Genomic DNA, 18,648 nt, shown 5'->3' with positions numbered 1-18,648 from the left:
CGTCCTGAGGTGGAGTTTGTCCCGCGTTTCTTGTCCAGGGGGCCAGGAAGCGCGGGGTGAAGCGCCTGGGAATACTGTCCGGCGAACTGGACGTGCATATGGAATGTTGCCTTGTTCTGGAAGAGAGTGTGGTGGCTGCCGCAGTGCCGATGTTGCGGCAGCGCATCAGTCAGGCGCTGGAATCCGGCACCACGCAGCTCGTGTTGGACATGCGGCAGGTGCGGGATCTGGATTCCATAGGGCTTTCGATGCTCATTGGTGTTGCCGTTGCCCTGCGGCAGGCTGACGGCGGGCTGATGCTCCGGAATGTTCAGGACGATGTCTTCAATATTCTGCATTCCATGCGTCTGGATCAGCACATCCTTGTGCAGCGTCTGCAGGCATCCTCGAATGCAGTGGACGCCGCTGCTGCCGCAATGGACGCGGACTTGCTGTGAGACATCAGCTGGCTGCGCATTTTCCGCTCTTATATCTGGACCCGAAGCAGTGCCATGTGGCCCGCAGCCCCACGCTCATCAGCACGGTACTGGGCTCCTGCGTGGCCATTACCATGTTTGATCCTGTCAGCCAGATCGGGGGCATGGCCCACGCCTTTCTCCCCACCAGGGCGGATTATCCCAATGACCGCGAAGCCCCGTGCAAGTTCGTGGACGATGCCGTGGAGCGATTGCTGTCACATCTGGCCAAGGGCGGGGCGGAGTTGGACTGCGTGGAGGTCAAGCTCTTTGGCGGCGGAGAGATCATGAACCGGGACGCAGGTCCCCAGGCTCGCTCCACCATACAGATCGGGGCGCGGAATGTGGCGATGGCCCGCAAGCTGGTGGCCAGGCACGGCCTGACCCTCGCCGCGCAGGATGTGGGAGGCAAGCAGGGCCGCAAGCTCTTGTTTTTGAGCCACACCGGCGGTGCGTGGGTCAAAAAGCTCTGACGTGATGCAGGGCGGGCGCATTGGCCGTGTCGCCGATGCGCCCGCCCTCATGTGATCAGGTTCTTGCGATCAGGCCATCACTCAGAAGGCCGCCACCAGTTCGCGCGCTGCGGTCATTGCTGCATCGCGGGAGGCTTCGGCAATGTCCTTGCCGGCCAGGGTGGGTTCCACAAACAGGCTGGTCACGTCCGTCACCCCGATGAATCCCAGGATGAACAACACATATTTGCTCTGAAAGTCGTAGGCTTCGGCCGGGGTGCCTGCCGGATAGGCTCCGCCGCGGGCAAACACGCACAGGGCCTTCTTGCCCGTGGCCAGGCCCTGGTACTGCCCTTCGGGGGTGACGGTGAAGGTCAGGCCCGGCTGGCAGAGCAGATCCAGGTACTGCTTGAAACGGTACGGAATGGAAAAGTTCCACATGGGGGTGGCGATGACGATGCGGTCTGCCGCCTTGAACTCGTCGGCCACGCAGGAAACCCTGGCCCAGGCTTCGCGTTCGTCGGCGGTCAGCAATTCTGGCTGCCGGGCGTGGTAGCGGGCGTTCAGGGCGTGCCCGTCAAAGGGAAGCAACTCCGCATCAAACAGATTTTTGACGGTCACGGTCGCGCCAGGGTTTGCGGCGCGCCAGGCGTCCACAAACATGTCGGCCACCTGGGTGGAATAGGAGCGCTCCTTGCGCGGGGAGGCTTGCAGATACAGTAACGACGCCATGTTGCTAGCTCCTGCAGGATGATGGGTGAAACAGGAACTCATCATAGCACAGGGATAAAGAAAATCCCAGCCCTGGCGAAAAGCAGGCTGCGCCCTGCAAAAAACAGCAGCAAATCGAGAAGCATGATCTTTGCAGGATGCTAAGGAAGCCGTGTGCGACGGGGAAAACCGTCACACCTTCGACACCACCAGGAGTGCTGCCATGCGAATCGAAACTGCTCCCCTTCGTCCTGTTCCCCTGTTTCTGGGTGCCTTGGTCATGGCGGCCACGCTGTTCTGGGCCGGGTGGAAGTACTCAGAGAACATTGCCCGCATCAGCCAGGGGGCTGAGGGCGCGCCACAGGCGCAGCAGGAGGGTGTCAGCAAGATCTGGTCCGACACCCTGGCCTGCGCAACAATGCCTGCCCCCCGCTTTTAACGGCCGGCCATGGCCCGGAGCCGGCGCACGCGCTCTTCCATGGGCGGGTGCGTGCTGAAGAGCGAGGCCAGCCGCGAGGCGGTGAACGGGTTGACGATGAACATATGCGCCGTGGCCTCGCTGCCCAGGTGCATGCGGCCCCGGGCATTGTAGGCCGCCAGTTTTTCCAGGGCCCTGGCCAGGGCCAGCGGATCATGCGAAAGCTCGGCGCCCGTGCTGTCGGCCAGGTATTCCCGGGAGCGGGAGATGGCCATCTGGATCAGCGAGGCTGCCACCGGGGCGATGAACGCCAGCAACAAGCCGACGATGGGGCTGGGGCGGTCCTCGTCATCGCTGGATCCAAATCCTCCAAAAATGGCCGCCCACTGGGCCATGTTCGCCAGCATCATGACCACCGAGGCCAGCACGCCGGCCACAGTCTGCACCAGAATATCCCGATTCCTGATGTGCCCGATCTCATGGGCCAGCACGGCCTTGAGTTCATCTCGCGAAAGCAGGCTGACGATGCCTTCGGTCACGGCCACAACGCCATTGGCCGGGTTTCTTCCTGTGGCGAAGGCGTTGGGCGTTTCCTCGGGGACCACACACACGCGGGGCTTGGGAATACCTGCTTCCCGGGCAAGTTCGGCCACCATCTGATGCAGGCCCGGTGCCTCGCTGGGAGAAACCTCCCGCGCCCGGTACATGCGCAGGACCAGCTTGTCGGAAAACCAGTAGCTGCCGACGTTCATGGCCAGGGCGAAGACAAAGGCGATCATCAGGCCGCCTCGGCCACCCAGGGCGCCACCGATGAACAGAATCAGCCCCGTGAGCAGCCCCAGCAGCAAAATGGTTTTAAGTTGGTTCGCCATGCGAAGCAAGACCTCCTGTCTTGATGAAGTGCAGTGCGATGAATCACTGTTCAGGTAACACAGCCTGCCAGGCTGGCAAGGTGCTCCAACCGGGATTACCACATTGTAACCTGCCGCCATGGTACGAAATTGCCGCACCTCAGCATTTGGGGATCTGCCGGCCATGGTGCGGGACTGTTCACCCTGCCCGCGGAATGGCTTGCAGTTTTCACGCAGGTATGCAAAGCTGATACACAGTATTATGTATGTTGTACTGCTGCAAGGCAGGCTTGGCGTGTTGCCATCTGCCGCATCCGCTGCGTACCGTGAGGAGGCCCACATGCCCAACCAGTATTTCCCTCTGATGTATCACCCGCACCGGATGCAATGCACTTGTCTTCCGCTTTTTCTTTTGCTGGTTCTGGCTGCAGGTGTTTTCTGTGGCGCTCCGATTGCCGTGGCCCAGCAGCGCGAGCACTTCAGGCAGGAATACAACGGGTTAAAGTATGATGTGGACCCGTATCTCGAAGGAAACTGCCGGGAGGGCGATTGCATGAACGGCCGGGGCGTGGTGCAGCTGGAGGATGGCGCGTTGTTTATTGGCGAGTTTCGCAACGGGCTCAAGGATGGAGTGGCGGTGCGGATCGGCCCCAACGGGGATCGCTACCATCAGGTCTGGAGCAAGGGCGAACTCAAGTATAACAAACGGATGAACGCCCTGCGGGAACAGGCCATGCAGGAAAAGTATGGCGAAACCCGGGGCGGCCGGCGGGACACCAATCGCAAACGCCAGACCGACAGATCTCCGGGCATTTACTGAACAGCCTGGATCAGCCTCAAAATTGACAACGAGCCAGCCGCGCTTGAAGTGCAGCTGGCTCGTTGTCGTATGGAACACTGGGTCAGGAGAGGAGCTGTTCAATCATCTGCCGCAGCCGGAGCAGCATGCTGTGCACATCCAGCCCCAGCTGCGGACCATAGAAATGCAGGCTTGCCAGCAGGGTGGCCAGGGATGCGGCCAGCAGAAACAGCGGAGTCAGCCATCCGCGGCGATGGCCGGATGATCTGGATGCGGATTCCACCTGCGGAGAGGCCGCCGGTCTTGCCGGCACGGCAATCCTGGTGCGCGCGGTGGGCTTGCCCGCTGCGGGGGCTCGTTCCTTGGGCTGGTCCTTCGCAGAGGTGGCAGGCGCCGGGCCTGACGCGTTTTCCGCGGAAGAAGGCGCGCCACTTTGCCGGACTTCCAGGGCCACTTCGGCACGGATACGCGAAGCCCAGGCTTCCAGATCCACTTCCTTCAGGGCTTCCAGCTGTTCCGCACCGGACACGTTGATCAGGTGATGCAGGGCCTCTGTGCCCAGGCCCAGCTCCTCGGCAGCGCGGAACACTTCCTCGTAATCCACCGTGGTGGCCCGCCTGATGAAAGCATTGCGCAGGGCGATGTTGCACAGGGTGTTCACCAGCCTGGGCGCGCCACTGGAAACATGGGCCACGGTGTCCAGGGCCAGGGGGGTGAACAGGTCCTTGCTGCCGCCGGCCAGTTCCAGCCGGTGCTCCACATAGGCCCGGACCATGGGTGGGGTCATCTGGCCGAGGTTGATGATAGTGGAAATGCGCTGCCGCAAGGGACGCATGGCAGGCGCTTCCAGGGTCGCCAGCAACTCGTCCTGGCCGATGAGCAGCATGTGGACCAGCTTGTCCGCACCCTGCTCGAAATTGTTCATGATGCGCACCCCTTCCAGTACTTCCGGGGTCATGAGGTGTGCTTCATCCACAATAATCAATGTTCTTTTCCCCTGGGCGCGCAGTTCCACGAGGCGGTTCACCAGATCGCGGATAATGAACAACCGCTTTTCGTGCGAAAAGGGGATGCCCAGCTCATGCGCCACAAAGAGCACGAAATCCCGCGCGGTGGAGGGGGGCTCCACCAGCCAGATGAGCTTGATGTGTTCTGGCAGCTTGCGCACCAGCATCTGGCTGAGGGTGGTCTTGCCGGTGCCGATGGGCCCGGCCACCACCAGCAGCCCGCGGTGAGCCGCAAGAAAATCCTTCATGAGATCGAGAACTTCCGCATGTCGGCCGTGGTTGAAGAAAAAGTCGGGATCCGGGGAGTTCTCAAACGGAAGGTTTTTCAGGCCAAAGTGCGTGGTATACATTTGCTCCCTCCAGCCGGTTGCCGCAGGGCGTGCGGCAGGGCGGGACATGTGTTCAGGGCATGACCAGCCAGATCTCCACCCGACGGTTGCGGGCGCGGCCTTCGGGCGTGTCGTTGGAGGCCAGGGGCGACCCGGACCCATAAGCAGTCACCGTGACGGCAGTGGCATTGACACCGCCGGAAATCAGCCGGTCCGCCACGGCCTTGGCCCGCTGGTAGGAAAGATTGAGATTGTCGCCAAACTGATCAAGCCCGGTCCCGGTCAATGGAGCGCTGTCCGTGTGGCCTTCCACGGAGACCCGGCTATTGGGAGCTTTTCGGATGGCAGCCAGAGCCCGGTCGATATTCCGGCGGGATGTTTCCTGAAGCGTGGCATTCCCTGGGGCAAAAGTCCCTTCATTGAGGGAGATGACCAGAGACCTTCCGGAAGGTGCCGTGCCGGCGCCTTCGGGGCTTGCCGGCACGGCGCGGCCAGCGCGGCCAGAACCATTGGGCAAGGCTCCTTCCAGGGCCGCCAGGGCCAGCCTGGCGCGTTCCTCCAGGGAGCGCAGCCGTTCATCAATCCCCGGAAGCTGGGATTGATACGTGTCCCGGTCCTGTTCAAACCTGGCAATCTGCAGTTCGGCCTCGGCCAGGGCTGAGTCAATTTCATCAAGCTCGGCGAGATAGATATCTGTTTTGGCAAGGGATTCTGCCTGGCTGGCGCGGGCCTTGGCATTGGCGTTCAGGGCCTCCTGGGCGGTCTGGCGCTGGGCTTTGGCCTTGGCGAGCGCGGTTTCCAGCGCAGAGAGAATGTCCTTGCCAGGAGGAGGAGCGGACTGCAGGGCCCTGGCGTCGTCGATTTCCCGTTGCAAGGCCTGCTGCTCGGTGGTGTGCTTGTGGATGGTGTCTTCCTGAGTGGCCAGGGAGGCCTCCAGCTCCTGGAAGGCGCGAACGGCCTGCTCCTTGGCCAGCTGCTTCTGCACCAGGGTGGCGGCTGCCTTCTGCGCTTCGGCGGTCGAGGGGCGCGCGGGCTCTGCGGTTGCTGGGGGAGTCGTGCCATTGGCGGGAACAGCCTGGGCCGCAACGGGCTGCAACAGGGCGATTGCATCTTCCAATACAGCAATTTCTTTTGTTTTTTTGTCTATGGCAGCCAGCAGTTCGGCGCGGCGTTTGGCGCTTGCCTCAATTTTGGGTTTGAGTTTGTCCAGTGCCACTGTGGCGGTTGCGGCGCGTTCCCTGGCCTGTGCGTGGCGGGTCTGCGTATCGCGCGCCGTGTCCAAGGCATGGGCCTTTTCCACCACCTCTTGCTCGGCGGCGTGCAAGGCTTCCTCCAGGCGTGTGCGTTCGGCATCCAGCGTGGCCAGTCCCTCACGCTGCCGGGCTGCCTCGGCGCGATGTCCCTGCAGGGATTCCCGGCGTGCCAACAGCGCCAGCCGTTCGGTGAGTATCGGCTCCAGGGCTGCGGAAAGCTCCTCCACCTGCCGGGCATAGAGAGCGCGTTGCTCGGCCAGGGCAACCAGTTGCTCCAGCTCGCCAGACGCTCCGGGCGCCGCGTCGCTGGTGCGATTAGCCCGCGGCAATTGCCCGACTGCCATTTTGCGAAACACTTCGTCCGTATCCACTGGTGGCTCGTCCGGAAGGGGCACTGGTGTGGCTGAGGCGCCATGCACACCAGTGGGAGAGGCCTGTACTGCTGGAGGTGGCGCGGTGCCGGCATGTGGGACCTCCAAGGCAGAACCGAACAACACGCCGGAGAGATGCTGTTCCAGAGAAGCCTTGTAAAACACAAAGCCTGCAGCCAGAAAGATGCTGATGGACAACACCAGAATGCAATTTCGAATCATCGCATCGAACCCTCACGTGGCGTCCCTGGTGCGGGCGCGGCGGAAGTCGTCTGGTAGGGCCGGGCAGGGCGCAGCAAAATGGCCCGGACCAGCCCCGCGCGCTTGCGAGATGCAAGACAATCCTATGCTGCTATGGTGAGCGGGGCAGCATCAGGCTTCGCTGCAGTGGGAATCGCTACATATTCTGTCCGTTTTTCCAGCAGTTGGCAAGGCTGCGTTGCACTGCGCGGGAACCAATTGCGTTGGCGCAGGTTCTTGCGGGATACCGCCAGAAAAAATGCGCTAAGGAGATAGTGTTGCGAGCGGATTATGATTGGAGGCTAGATGTAAAGACGCGCAACTGGCAAGACTGACGGATTTCGTTGCAGCGTCATCAAAGGCAATGCACTTGCCTGCAATGCGCCATGACCAAAAAATGCGGAGGAATGTTGTTTGGATCGTCGCTCATGCACTGACAGTACGATGAAACAGGTCTCGTATCATCAGTTTTGTCTCAGTCTGGAGTGATTGTTTTTTCTGTAATGGTACATTTTCCGCATGAAAAATCTCTGTAAAAATGTCCATGTTTATGCAATTGCAATACATAATGATTGTCATGCTGGCTGTAATGCTGTTCTGTATCTTCATTAGATAAAATCTAGATTTTTTGCACCATGCAATATTTCCTTTTAGCTGAATGCGATGAGGTAAGTGTTGCTTGTTTTCAGTGATGATGTGCTTTTCAAAATATTTTTTTGCATTTGAATGCATACAATTAAATAAAAAAATCCTGTACCCTGTTGACTCAAGAGTTTGAATTGATGTATTGCAATCAAAATTACCCTCGGAAGGTAGTGTTTCAACGTGCCTGGCTGGGTAAGCTGAAGCAGGATTGCGAGCGCGAGGGGATGTTGTCGGCGGCTCTGCTCGGAAGGTCAGAGTGAGCCCATCAGAGGCAGGCCCTGCCAGGGCAGGCAGCAATATAAACGCCTGCAGTATGACGAAGTGGCCTCTGTAGCGCAGGTGCACGATGTCGGGGGAGTGACGAGGGCGAAGCGGAGACGTGGTGTGGGAGCCCGAGGGGTGGAAGCTCTGCATGTCATCACCACGTGTTTGCTGTTCTGGAAAGAGCAAAAGAAGGAAGGAGTCATGGCTGCACAAACTATTGGGAGACTCCCTGAAGCCATCAAGGCAAGGCTCGTCAAAAACATGCGAGAAATGTCCATGGTGGAGGGAAATCTCTTGAGCGCAGGCAAGGGGGCCCGCTCGTTGTTCGTCACCAGCAGCTTCAAAGGTGAGGGGAAGACCACCGCAGCGCTGTCGCTGGCCTATGGCCTGACCATCAACGGCTCATCCACCGTGCTGCTTGTGGACGGCAACTCGTGCTCACCGGTGCTGAACCAGCTGTTTCAGCTCGATAATTCACCGGGTTTCACGGAATTCCTGCAGGGAAACGCACAGCTGGCCGATCTTATCCACGGCACGGAAATCCGCAACCTGGCCGTGATGTCGTTTGGCGCCAGCGGATTTGACCTTGCCTCCATTCTCAAGGGCAACCTGCTGCAGGATCGGCTCGCCTCCCTTCTGGAGCACTTTGACTACGTTATCATGGATGGCTGCTCAGTCATGACTTCCTCTGAAGCCAACGTCATGGCCGGGCAGTTTGACGGCATTGCGCTGGTAGTGGAATGCGAAAAGACCAAGTGGGAGGTGGTGCAGAGTGCTGTGGAGCGGCTGCGCCTCACCAATGGCAGAGTGCTGGGCGTGATTCTCAACAAGAGGCGCTATTACATCCCTGCCTCACTCTACGGTAAAATCTAGGCGACAGCACGGAGGAATGCCATGACCATGCACCGCCGAATCCATGTCCTCTCACTTTGTCTTGGACTTGCACTGCTGGCCATGGGGCTTGCCAGTTGCGGCCCCAGATTGAGCGACGGGCAGGAACGGGTGATGAATTCCACCACCTTTGACAAAGACAAAGCCAACTATCCTGCGCCGGACTTTATCTTTAAAGAATACCGGCTCAAGCCCGGGGATCAGTTGGATGTGCTTTTTCAGATTCGCACCTGGGAGCTCAAGGAAAAGTTTACGCTGACCGTGGATGATCTTGTCCAGGTCAAGTTCGTGGATTTGCCCGAGTTGAATGAAGAACAAAACGTCACCCCGAACGGGTACATCTATTTGCCATACATTGGCGGCGTGCTGGTGGCTGGCCGTACCGTGGATGACGTGACTGCGGAGATTCGCGGCAAGTACAAGTCCGTGCTGCGCAGTCCGCAAATCTACGTCACCGTGCCGGAATTCAGCTCCCACATCCGCGAACTCAAGGCCGACCTGCATACCGCACCTCGCGGCTTGTCGCGACTGGTGACCATTCGGCCCGACGGTATTGTCACGTTCCCCCTGGTCGGCGACGTGATGGCGGCGCACAAGACCATTCCCGAACTGCACAAGGAAGTTGACAAATTGTATGACAGCTTCCTGGCCGGCCTGCATGTGGATTTGTTCCTGGAACAGTCCACCGGTGCGGTGGTGTACATCATGGGTGCGGTGAACACCCCGGGATCCATCGAAATTCGCACGCCCATCACCGTGCTGGATGCCGTGGCCCGCGCCGGTGGCCTGGAGAATACGGCGCGGCCCTCCAAGGTGGTTATCTTCCGCAAGCCGCTGCCCAACCGCCGCGTGGAGGAAATGCCTCCGGCCGAACAACCCAAGCGGCTGGTGCTCTGCTGCCCGGGCAACGACGTGGAAATGCCCGAAACCCGCGCCGTGCAGCCCCAGGAAGAACTCCCCGAACGCACCCTTGTTGCTCGCGGGTATGATCTGGAAAACGCCATGAACGGCCGCGAAGGCGGCGAGCACTTCTGGCTCAAGCCGGACGACATCGTGTACATCCCCCGGCGCGAGACGGCCAAATGGGCAGAAATCATGCGGGAAGTGGCCAACATCTTCCTGTTCAACGGCTGGGGCATTGGCTTTGGCGCGGACCTGCTTGATGATCCGCTGTTCGATCTGGTGCCTGGCAAGTCGGAGTACTATTCGCAGTCTCCTGACGGCAAGACGGAAAGCAACCAGAACGTGATTAACAACCAGGGGCTTTAGGACTGGTGCGTTGTGGCAAGGAAGCCCCAGGGCGATTCACCCTTGGGGCTTCCCCCCTGGGCGCAGTTGTGCTAAGAGAAATTTATCCCTGCAACATCAGGCGGGTTCGAGCATGATACGCACGGAAGATTACCTGAGGGAGTTTGTGCAGATTTGTTTCGCCCAAAAGCGGATCATCATCGGCACAACCATCCTGTTTACCCTGGCTGCCGTCGCCATCTGGCAGTTTTATCCTCCCACGTATGCCGCAGACGGCTCCATCCTGGTGAAGAGCAACCGCGTGCAGACTGACCTCGGCACGCTGGAAAACGTGCAGGCCCGGGTGATGGAAATCACCATGCGGGAGCTGAACACGGAAAAGGAAATGCTGCTTTCGCCCGACGTGGTGGGGGAAACCATCAAGCGCATGGCGGCGCAAAACCTGTACTTTACCCAGGACGACACCAAGGGCGATATGCTCAAGGAGCGCGTCTACCAGGTACAGACCGGGCTGCGGACGGAAATTCTGCCCGAAACCAGTGTGCTGAAGGTGCGTTTTCTGGACAAGGATCCGCAGCGCGCCCAGAAAATTCTGGATAACCTGTTTGCGCAGTACATTGCCTTCCACACTGGCGTGTACAGCCCTGCCGGCGCCGAAGGATTTTTTGACGATACCGCCAAGGGCTTCAACACCGAGCTCAAGGTCAAGGAAGATCAGCTGCTCAAGCTGGCCAAGGAAGGCAACACCGCCAATCCGGTGGCTGAAATCCAGAACAACATGGAAATCAAGCGCGCCGTGGAACAGCAACTGGACGTGGCGCGTGGCCAGTGGATCGAAAAGGATCTGTTTGTCAAACACTTGCGCGAAGTGCTGGCTTCGCCTGAAGTGCAATTCTATTCCTTCATCGACAACCAGTCCATCCGCATTCTGGGTGACAAAGTGCAGACCCTGGTGCTCGAACGCGGCCAGCTCCTGCGGATCTACAGCGAAAATAGTGAAAAAGTGCAGCGGATTGACGAACACATCAAGACCGCTTATGCAGCGCTCAAGGCCGAGGTGGTCGATTATACCAGTGGCCAGGAAACCCAGCTGAACACCTTGCGCGATCAGATTGAAACCCTGGAAGCGCGCGTGGATGAAATCAACAAGCGCAATCTGGCCCTGCAAGAGACGGTCATTGCCAGCCAGCGGGTGCAACGCGAGGCTGATCTGCTCAAGCTTTCGTACGACACGTTTGCCCGTCGCCGGGAGGAAGCCAAAGTGTCCGACGCAGGCGGGGATATGCTGTTCAGCGTGAGTGTGCTCTCGCGTCCGTTCTTTGGCGGCGCTCCTGTGTTTCCGCGTTCGAACATTGTGTTCGTGGGCGCGCTGGTGGGGCTTATTACCGGGTTCAGTCTTGGGTTTTTGCGGGAATACTTTGACCATACCTTCAAAAAGCCTGAGGACGTGGCCAAGTTTGCGGATTTGCCAACCCTCATGTCTATCCCGCAGTGGAATGGAAAGTAGGCTGGCCCAACACTGCTTGAAAAGTTGAGAGAATCCTGTGCGGCGCGCCCTGGCAACGTGCCTGGGCGCGCCGTCATGCTTGAAAAAGGACCTTTTCCATGCCGTCGTCGTACATACAGGCCGCCACACAGAACAGCCCGCGCCCCTTTGCCAGCCCGGCCGGAGTCCGGCAGTTCGGCTATTCCAAGGGGTCCTTTCTGACGATCACCGCGTTCAACATGGTGCTCGCCAGTGTGCTGCTTGTTGTGGCTTTGCCGATTATGTGCCTCATTGCCGTGGCCATCAAGCTGCGCGACTACGGCCCCGTGCTGTATTTCGGGACCCGCATGGGCCTTGGTGGCCGGACGTTCAAGATGATCAAATTCCGCACCCTGCCAGTGGGGGCGGAACAGCTCATCGGGGGCGACCTGCTTTCGCATAAGCATAAGCTGACCACACCCTTCAGCCGCCTGCTGCGGGATACGCGCCTGGATGAGTTGCCGCAGCTGTTCAATGTGCTCAAGGGCGACATGGACTTTGTTGGCCCGCGTCCGGAGCGCCCGGAAGTGTATGCCAAGCTGTGCAAGCAGATTCCCAATTACGAACAGCGCTTCACCGTGCGTCCAGGGCTCATCGGCTATGCCCAGCTCTTTACCCCGCACAGCTGTCCCAAGCGAATCCGTGCGTTTATCGACAACAAATATGTGCACCTGAAGCGCAGCCTGGTCTGGGATTTGATCATCGTCGCCTTCACCGGGCTGGTGCTGACCCGTTCCGTGTTCATCAAGGGTGGGGCATATTTCTGGCGCAATGTCGTCAAGGGGTGGCTGCTGCGCGAGTATCTGGAGCGCCGGGAGCTGGAGCGTGTCCGACAGCAGCATGCCTCCATCTGCCTGCGTGTTTTCGGCAATGATCGGGAATCCTGCCAGGGGCAATACCTTCTGGCGGATATGAATGAGGAATGCCTGAAAATGCATTCCGATGTGGACCTGGCCGATCAGAGTATCCGCATCTACCGTCTTGAAACGATTTCCCGCCGCCTAGGCAAGAAAAAGACCAAGCGTTGCACCGTGATGGGTGAGGTTGTCCGAAAGCGGATGGTTCCCGGCGAGGAACTCCCCTTCATTTATATTATCCGGTACAAACCCATCAGCCAGCTCAATCAGTATTTGGTGGATCAGTACTTTCTGCACAAAAGTATTGTCTGAGGAGCCGCCCCATGCATCGCTCGCCGCGTTTCTCTGTTGTTATTCCATGCTGGAACGAGGCTGCCAATCTGGCTCGCTGCATCGAGGGGATTCGGGCTGCTGCTGCAGACAGGCATGCCGTGGAAATTGTCCTGGCAGACAACGGCTCCAGTGACAGCTCCCCCGCCATCGCCCGCTCCCTGGGGGTGCAGGTGCTGGAAAACCACGCCGGACGGGTGGCCATCGCCGCCCTGCGCAACCGCGGCGCCGCGGCCAGCCAGGGAGAGATGCTGTGCTTTTTGGATGCGGACATGCGCGTGCCGCCCAACTGGCTGGATATGGTGGAGAAAATCTTTCGCGCCGGGCATGCCGGGCTCCTGGGATTTGTGGAAACAACGCCAGACACCTCGGTGCCAGGAGCCCCGTCTGTTCCCTGGGTGGCCCGCGTCTGGGGCGAACGGTATCGCCTTCGCCGGCCAGGAGTGCGGGCTGTGGATTTTCTTCCCGGCCGCAACATGAACATCCCCCGCGCCTCGTTTGTGCAACTTGGCGGGTTTGATGAAACCCTGCGCACCAGCGAAGACAAAGACCTGACCCTGCGCGCCCTGGACGCCGGGTTGGGCGCCATTTCCTCCGACGAAGTGGTGCTTGTGCACACTGGGTATGAAAAGGGCCTGGGCGAATTTGTACGCAAGGAATTCTGGCGGCAGAGCGGCAGCCTGGCATTTGCCAGGAAGCACCATTTCCGCAGTCGCGTGCTGCGCCAGCCGCTCATGTCGGCCTGGCATCTGTGGTGTCTGGTGGTCATGTTTGCCTGTCTGCTGGGGTTGGGATCCGCGCTGGGGATGGCGTGGCTGGCACTGCTGTGGGTGGCGCCCTCTGTCCTGACCACCTGGACCGGTCCGGCGCGGCGGCACCCCTGGCTGGCCACCCAGCTGACCGCCCTGGTGTTCTTGCGCTGGAACGTGGCGGCGGCGGCCCTGGTGCGGCAGTTGTATCAGGAGTTTGATCCCAGCAAGCGCCGGAGCTGAGTGCCCAGGCCATGAGCAGCACGCCATCGTTCACCATTCGTCGGCTCCCCAGTTTTGAGGCGGCCCGTCCCCTTGCCGCGAGCTGGGATGCCTTGGTGGCCCGCAGCGGCGGGCATATTTTCATGACTTTTGACTGGCTGGACTGCTGGTGGCGCCACTTTGGTCAGGAAGGGGGGCTGCGGCTGTATGTCGTCGAATCCTCCGCAGGCGACGTGCTGGCCGTGGCGCCGTTGCACGTGGCGCGCAGGCGGGTGGGGGGCCTGCCCGTGCAGGTGCTGGCTCTGCAGGGCGACCGCGACGCTGCCGGGGATTTTCTGGGCATTCTCATCACCCCAGGACAGGAAAAGGCCATCGCCCGCCAGCTGGCCGAGACGATCTGGCAGGAGGCGGACTGGGATCTGTTGGACTATGCCAATGCGGACCCAGGAGACCTCCCGCTGACTCACCTGCGGCACTGGCTCTTCGCCAATGACCTCCCGTTTCAGCTCTCGCACTGCCACATCTGCCCCGTACTGGCCGTGCAGCCGGCCACGGTGGAGAGCTTCCGGGCCATGCCCGACATGATCTACAAGAAGATCATCCTGAAAGACCGCGACCGCTACGCCAAAAAGCATGGCATGGTCCTGTGCCGGGCTGAGGCGGCTAGCCTGGAGCAGGATTTGTCACGTTTTTTCGAACTGCATGCCGCCCGCTGGGAGGCCCTGGGGCTGGCCAATACTTTTGTGGAACCGCGCCGCCGTCAATTCTTTGAGGACATTGCCCGGCGGTGCATGGAACAGGACCGCCTGCGGCTCTTCGGCATGCAGGTGGACGGGCAGGTGGAGGCCATGGAATTTGGCCTGGCCTTTGCGGGCCGGCATTACTTTCTGCAGTCCGGCCGGAGCGAGGCCGGCTCCAGGGTCAAGGCCGGGAACATGCTGCAGATGGAAATCATCGAAAGCTCCCTGGGTGAGATTCGGGAGTTTCATTTTCTCTGGGGCGACGAGCCGTACAAATACCAGACCGGCGCAATGCCGCGCATGACCGTGACCCTGCAGGCTGCCCGCAGCCGGCGTGGTCGGCTGGCCCTGGCTGCCATGCAATGCCGCACGGCGGGCAAGGCGCTCGTCAGGGCGCTCTTCAGGCCAGGACCCAGGCCCGCGAACCGCTAGTCTTCTGGCGCTCCCCAGGCGCCCCCAGGCAATCCCCCTTGATCTTTTCGCCATCCAGCGCGTACAACCCTGGACGGTTATGCGCCCATGGTCGTCTCACGGGCGGATTCTGCATCGCACCAAACACAAGGCAGGACGTCATGCACGGCGCTGCGCTCATCGAAGGCATCGGCCTTTCCATCATTGCCGCCACGGGCCTGGGCATTGCGGCCAAAGCCCTCAAGCAACCGCTTTTGCTGGCGTATATCGCCGCCGGCATCCTGCTTGGCCCCAGGCTGGGGCTGGGGCTGATTGAGGACGAGGCCAGCATCCAGACCATTTCGGAAATCGGCCTGATCCTGCTGCTGTTCATCATTGGTCTGGAGATCGACGTCAAAAAGCTGCTTTCCTCGGGCTCCAGCCTCATTGCCGCCGGGGTCAGCCAGTTTGCTCTCTGTGTCCTTATGGGGCTGGCCCTCTTTCCGCTGCTAGGCTTTGCCCTGGGCGGCGGAAAATTCGACGCGCTGTACATGGCCGTGGGGTTGGCGCTTTCTTCGACCATGATTGTGGTCAAACTCTTGTACGACAAGTTTGAGCTTGGCGCGCTGCCAGGGCGCATTACCCTGGGCATTCTCGTTTTTCAGGACATCTGGGCCATTCTTTTCCTGGCAGTGCAGCCAAACCTGCACGATCCTGGCCTTGGGGTCATTCTGCTGAGTTTTCTCAAGGGCGGGTTGCTGGTGGTGGCGGCCCTGGCCGCCAGCCGGCATCTCCTGGGCCGGCTGTTTGCCTTTATTGCCAAGATGCCGGAGCTTGTGCTGGTAACGGCTGTGGCCTGGTGCTTCCTGGTCAGCGAGGCGGCCGGCGCGGTGGGGCTGTCGCGGGAGATGGGCGCGCTCATCGCCGGGGTGTCCCTTTCGACGTTTCCCTACAATATTGACGTCATCGCCAAGGTAGTGAACATTCGGGATTTTTTTGTCACGCTGTTCTTCGTTGGCCTGGGCTTGCAGATTCCCATGCCCAGTGTGGGCATGTTGGCTCTGGCCGTGGTGGCCACGGTATTCCTGGCGCTTTCGCGATTTGTGTCCATCTTTCCGGTGCTGTACCTGCTCAAAAACGGCATGCGAACCAGTCTGCTGCCGCCCATCAATCTTTCCCAGATGTCCGAATTCTCCCTGGTCATCGCCAGTATCGGGCTGGGGCTGGGGCATGTGCAGGCCGAAACCGTGGGGGTGCTGACTTTCGTGTTTGCCATCGCCGCCGTGGGGTCCACGTATGCCATCAACGCCAACCATCTGCTGCAGCAGCGTCTGGCCGTTCGGCTGCGGCGGCTGGGCCTCAAGGACCTGGACGAGCGGGACGAGACCCAGGATGACGGCGGCAAGGATGTGATCTTTCTGGGATTTTATCGCGAGGCCAGCTCCCTGTTCCATGAACTGGAGCAGATGGATATCGCCAATGCAGCCGCAGACACCGAAGGCGCCGGCATCCTGCGGCGCAGCCTGGTCATCGACTTCAACCCCCAGGTGCATGCCGAACTCAAACGCCGTGGACTGGCCTGCATGTATGGGGACATTGCCAGTCTGGACACCCTTCACCACGCCCACATGGGGCATGCCGCGGTGATTGTGGCCACCATCCCGGATACCATCCTGCGCGGGGTCACCAACATGCGGCTGCTGGCCGCAGCCCGGCGCGTGGCGCCGCACGCCAGGGTGATCGTGACGACCAATACCCTGGCCAAGGCCACGGCCCTGTACGAAGCCGGGGCGGATTTCGTCTTTATTCCGCGCATCCACAGCGTGCGTGAGCTGGCCCTGGCCATTGCCGAAGCCCTGCATGACAGCGGCGCGGACGGGGTGGCAGGGCAATTGGCCCTGCGCCGCGAAGCCGAGCAGGAGAGCCTGGCCACGCGGCGCGAGGTGTTGGGATAACTCCGGGAATCAATCAATCCCGGCAGAGCACCTCAAAGCCAAAGGCCGGGTCCACACGGCGGGTCATGGGCACGTCCACCAGTTCCAGCAGCACCACTTCCGCCAGCTTCCAGATATCCACCCCGCGGCGGGTGCAGCCGACCACGGTCTCGTCACCGCGGCCGGCGGCCAGGTGCATGTGCAGCCTGGGCGCGCCTTCGGCATCTGGAAACAGAGTGCCCAGGGCCGCCACTTCATGCACATTGCCCAGGGCCTTGAGCAGGGGGGTGATGATTGCCGCCGTGCCATCCTGTGGCCCCACCACCAGCGAGCCGGAGCCAACACCGCCCAGCAGGGCGCACAGCGCACGGGAAAGCCCGCGTTCCGCCGCGAAGGCTTCGATGATGTCGGGGATGCGATCCCCATCCTCCAACCGCAAGACAAACACCCGACCAAGCCGGCCTTCTGCCGCCTGCATGCTGCGCTCCAGTTTTTTGGGTTGAGACAGGATGGTACAGCTGGCGTTCTTCTCTGGGATTCCCGCACGCCTGCACAACTGCTACTGCATGACGGGCATGTCCACATAAAAGACGCTGCCCTGGCCCTGGACGGACTCCATCCAGAGCTTGCCACCATAATGCTCTACAATGGTTCGACAAATGACCAGCCCCAGGCCCGCGCCCTGGGGTTTGTCATGATCCTGCGTGTCGATGCGGCCCTGGTAGAATTTCTCGAAAATGTGCGCTGCGTCGTCAGGATGTATCCCCCGGCCAGTATCGCGCACCGTGAAGCGGATCCAGGATGTTTGGGGAACGGGACGGGCTGCGTCCGCTTGATTGCTTTGAATGGCCTGCACGCCCAGACGGACTTCGCCACGGTCCGTGAACTTGTGGGCATTGGAGAGCAGATTGATGAGCACCTGCTGCAGGCGGTCCGGGTCGGCCACGATCCTGGGAAGATCAAGTGGCGCGTCCACACGCAGCGCCACTTTGGGTTTTTCCAGGAACAACGCGCGCATGGCCTGGGCCGCATGGGTGACCAGCTCGGCAGGGTCCAGTGTTTCGCAGCGCCAGTCCATGCGTCCGGCTTCGATGCGGGTGATATCCAGCACATCGCTGATGATGCGCGTCAGGCGTTGGCCTTCCTTTTCAATAACGCCCAGATTTTCCTGGATCCGTAACCCCTTGGCTTCGAGGGATGGGGTGCCGTCGCAAAACGGCATAAAATGGCGCAAAAAGTCCTTGCGGATGAGTTTGGCGAAGCCGAGCACGGAGGTCATGGGGGTGCGCAGTTCGTGGGAAACAAGGGACAAAAAGGCGGACTTCATGGCATCCAGCTCGGTCAGGCGCCGGTTGGTGGCTTCCAGCTCCAGATTTTTCGCAGCCAGCTCACGGGTGCGGGAGTCCACGAGCGTTTCGAGATCCTTGTTCAGGATTTCCAGGGCATGTTCGGCCTTGCGGCGCTCCTCCACCTCCTGAAGCAGGTCGGCATTGGCCTGATTGAGGGCCATGGTGCGGGAGCGGATGAGTTCTTCAAGATTGTGGCGGTAGAGGCGGTTTTCCTCCTCCAGGCGCATTTTTCGATCCAGAAGCGCCTTATGTCCCAGGGCCTTTTCCAGCACCAGAAAGAGCACTTCCTTGCGGACAGGCTTTGCCAGATAGTCGAACGCTCCCTGGCGCACCGCCATGGCGGCACTTTCGAAGTTGGGTTCGCCGGTAATGAGGATAACCGGCACATTCAGCTGCATGGTGTTGATTTCTATGAGCAGGGCCAGGCCTGACCGTTCGCGGAGCAGGATGTCGCACACCACGGCATCCACGTGTTCGCGTTGCAGGATGGTCAGTGCAGAGCCAACGTCTTCTGCCGTGAACGTGTGGAAGCCCTCCTTTTCCAGGAGCAGCTTGAACGATTCACGGATGTGTTCCTCGTCTTCTACGACCAGAATGACGCCAGCCATCTACAGAATT

General features: G+C 60.3%; 18 protein-coding genes. 11 read left to right on the top strand and 7 right to left on the bottom strand.

What is annotated here, in order from left to right; all coding sequences use genetic code 11:
- Positions 1 to 56 precede the first annotated feature (56 nt).
- The gene (locus ACYQ00_RS00840; RefSeq protein WP_460030339.1) at positions 57 to 437 is read left to right on the top strand and encodes an STAS domain-containing protein; all 381 of its coding nucleotides are present in this window, start codon (positions 57 to 59) and stop codon (positions 435 to 437) included.
- Between the two features lie 56 nt (positions 438 to 493).
- The gene (locus ACYQ00_RS00835; protein WP_460030338.1) at positions 494 to 928 is read left to right on the top strand and encodes a chemotaxis protein CheD; all 435 of its coding nucleotides are present in this window, start codon (positions 494 to 496) and stop codon (positions 926 to 928) included.
- An 81-nt stretch (positions 929 to 1,009) separates the two neighbouring features.
- Here the strand turns inward: ACYQ00_RS00835 and ACYQ00_RS00830 are convergent, their stop codons facing one another.
- Positions 1,010 to 1,639 (bottom strand): FMN-dependent NADH-azoreductase, encoded by a 630-nt coding sequence (locus tag ACYQ00_RS00830; RefSeq protein ID WP_460030337.1) that lies wholly within the window; start codon positions 1,637 to 1,639, stop codon positions 1,010 to 1,012.
- Positions 1,640 to 1,841: 202 nt separating this feature from the next.
- Between ACYQ00_RS00830 and ACYQ00_RS00825 the strand changes: the two genes are divergently transcribed.
- Positions 1,842 to 2,057 (top strand): hypothetical protein, encoded by a 216-nt coding sequence (locus ACYQ00_RS00825; RefSeq protein ID WP_460030336.1) that lies wholly within the window; start codon positions 1,842 to 1,844, stop codon positions 2,055 to 2,057.
- On the opposite strand, the gene ACYQ00_RS00820 is transcribed toward ACYQ00_RS00825, so the two are convergent.
- On the bottom strand, positions 2,054 to 2,908 hold the full coding sequence (locus ACYQ00_RS00820; RefSeq protein ID WP_460030335.1) for a zinc metalloprotease HtpX: 855 nt from the start codon (positions 2,906 to 2,908) through the stop codon (positions 2,054 to 2,056). The two genes, ACYQ00_RS00825 and ACYQ00_RS00820, sit on opposite strands and share 4 nt — an antisense overlap.
- Positions 2,909 to 3,227: 319 nt before the next feature.
- On the opposite strand from ACYQ00_RS00820, the gene ACYQ00_RS00815 reads away from it, so the two are divergent.
- Complete coding sequence (locus ACYQ00_RS00815; protein ID WP_460030334.1) at positions 3,228 to 3,707, top strand: MORN repeat-containing protein; 480 nt, start codon at positions 3,228 to 3,230, stop codon at positions 3,705 to 3,707.
- Positions 3,708 to 3,789: 82 nt separating this feature from the next.
- On the opposite strand, the gene ACYQ00_RS00810 is transcribed toward ACYQ00_RS00815, so the two are convergent.
- From ACYQ00_RS00810 to ACYQ00_RS00800, 3 genes are all read right to left on the bottom strand, one after another.
- Positions 3,790 to 5,043, bottom strand: coding sequence for an ExeA family protein (locus tag ACYQ00_RS00810; protein WP_460030333.1), 1,254 nt, complete (start codon positions 5,041 to 5,043; stop codon positions 3,790 to 3,792).
- 52 nt (positions 5,044 to 5,095) lie between these two features.
- Positions 5,096 to 6,868: an OmpA family protein gene (locus tag ACYQ00_RS00805; RefSeq protein WP_460030332.1), complete on the bottom strand. Its 1,773-nt coding sequence runs from the start codon at positions 6,866 to 6,868 to the stop codon at positions 5,096 to 5,098.
- 444 nt (positions 6,869 to 7,312) lie between these two features.
- A complete protein-coding gene (locus tag ACYQ00_RS00800) occupies positions 7,313 to 7,828 on the bottom strand; it encodes a hypothetical protein (protein ID WP_460030331.1) in 516 nt (171 codons plus the stop codon).
- Positions 7,829 to 7,930: 102 nt separating this feature from the next.
- Here ACYQ00_RS00800 and ACYQ00_RS00795 point away from each other — a divergent pair, with 102 nt between their 5' ends.
- From ACYQ00_RS00795 to ACYQ00_RS00765, 7 genes are all read left to right on the top strand, one after another.
- Entirely contained in the window at positions 7,931 to 8,668 is a 738-nt protein-coding gene (locus ACYQ00_RS00795) for a CpsD/CapB family tyrosine-protein kinase (protein WP_460030330.1), read from the top strand.
- Between the two features lie 21 nt (positions 8,669 to 8,689).
- Positions 8,690 to 9,955 (top strand): polysaccharide biosynthesis/export family protein, encoded by a 1,266-nt coding sequence (locus ACYQ00_RS00790; protein WP_460030329.1) that lies wholly within the window; start codon positions 8,690 to 8,692, stop codon positions 9,953 to 9,955.
- A gap of 112 nt (positions 9,956 to 10,067) precedes the next feature.
- Positions 10,068 to 11,441 carry a GumC family protein gene (locus tag ACYQ00_RS00785; RefSeq protein ID WP_460030328.1) on the top strand — a complete coding sequence of 458 codons (1,374 nt, stop codon included), beginning with the start codon at positions 10,068 to 10,070 and terminating at the stop codon, positions 11,439 to 11,441.
- Positions 11,442 to 11,539: 98 nt separating this feature from the next.
- Complete coding sequence (locus tag ACYQ00_RS00780; protein WP_460030327.1) at positions 11,540 to 12,628, top strand: sugar transferase; 1,089 nt, start codon at positions 11,540 to 11,542, stop codon at positions 12,626 to 12,628.
- An 11-nt stretch (positions 12,629 to 12,639) separates the two neighbouring features.
- A complete protein-coding gene (locus tag ACYQ00_RS00775; protein WP_460030326.1) occupies positions 12,640 to 13,638 on the top strand; it encodes a glycosyltransferase family 2 protein in 999 nt (332 codons plus the stop codon).
- 11 nt (positions 13,639 to 13,649) lie between these two features.
- Positions 13,650 to 14,789: a GNAT family N-acetyltransferase gene (locus ACYQ00_RS00770; RefSeq protein WP_460030325.1), complete on the top strand. Its 1,140-nt coding sequence runs from the start codon at positions 13,650 to 13,652 to the stop codon at positions 14,787 to 14,789.
- 140 nt (positions 14,790 to 14,929) lie between these two features.
- Positions 14,930 to 16,702 carry a cation:proton antiporter domain-containing protein gene (locus tag ACYQ00_RS00765; RefSeq protein WP_460030324.1) on the top strand — a complete coding sequence of 591 codons (1,773 nt, stop codon included), beginning with the start codon at positions 14,930 to 14,932 and terminating at the stop codon, positions 16,700 to 16,702.
- A gap of 13 nt (positions 16,703 to 16,715) precedes the next feature.
- On the opposite strand, the gene ACYQ00_RS00760 is transcribed toward ACYQ00_RS00765, so the two are convergent.
- Both ACYQ00_RS00760 and ACYQ00_RS00755 read right to left on the bottom strand, forming a co-directional pair.
- Positions 16,716 to 17,159 carry a PPC domain-containing DNA-binding protein gene (locus ACYQ00_RS00760; protein ID WP_460030323.1) on the bottom strand — a complete coding sequence of 148 codons (444 nt, stop codon included), beginning with the start codon at positions 17,157 to 17,159 and terminating at the stop codon, positions 16,716 to 16,718.
- An 81-nt stretch (positions 17,160 to 17,240) separates the two neighbouring features.
- Positions 17,241 to 18,638, bottom strand: a complete 1,398-nt coding sequence (locus tag ACYQ00_RS00755) for an ATP-binding response regulator (protein WP_460030322.1) — start codon at positions 18,636 to 18,638, stop codon at positions 17,241 to 17,243.
- Between the last annotated feature and the right edge of the window lie 10 nt (positions 18,639 to 18,648).

This window comes from Megalodesulfovibrio paquesii (assembly GCF_054653055.1).
This window is presented reverse-complemented; position numbering and strand designations above follow the sequence as displayed.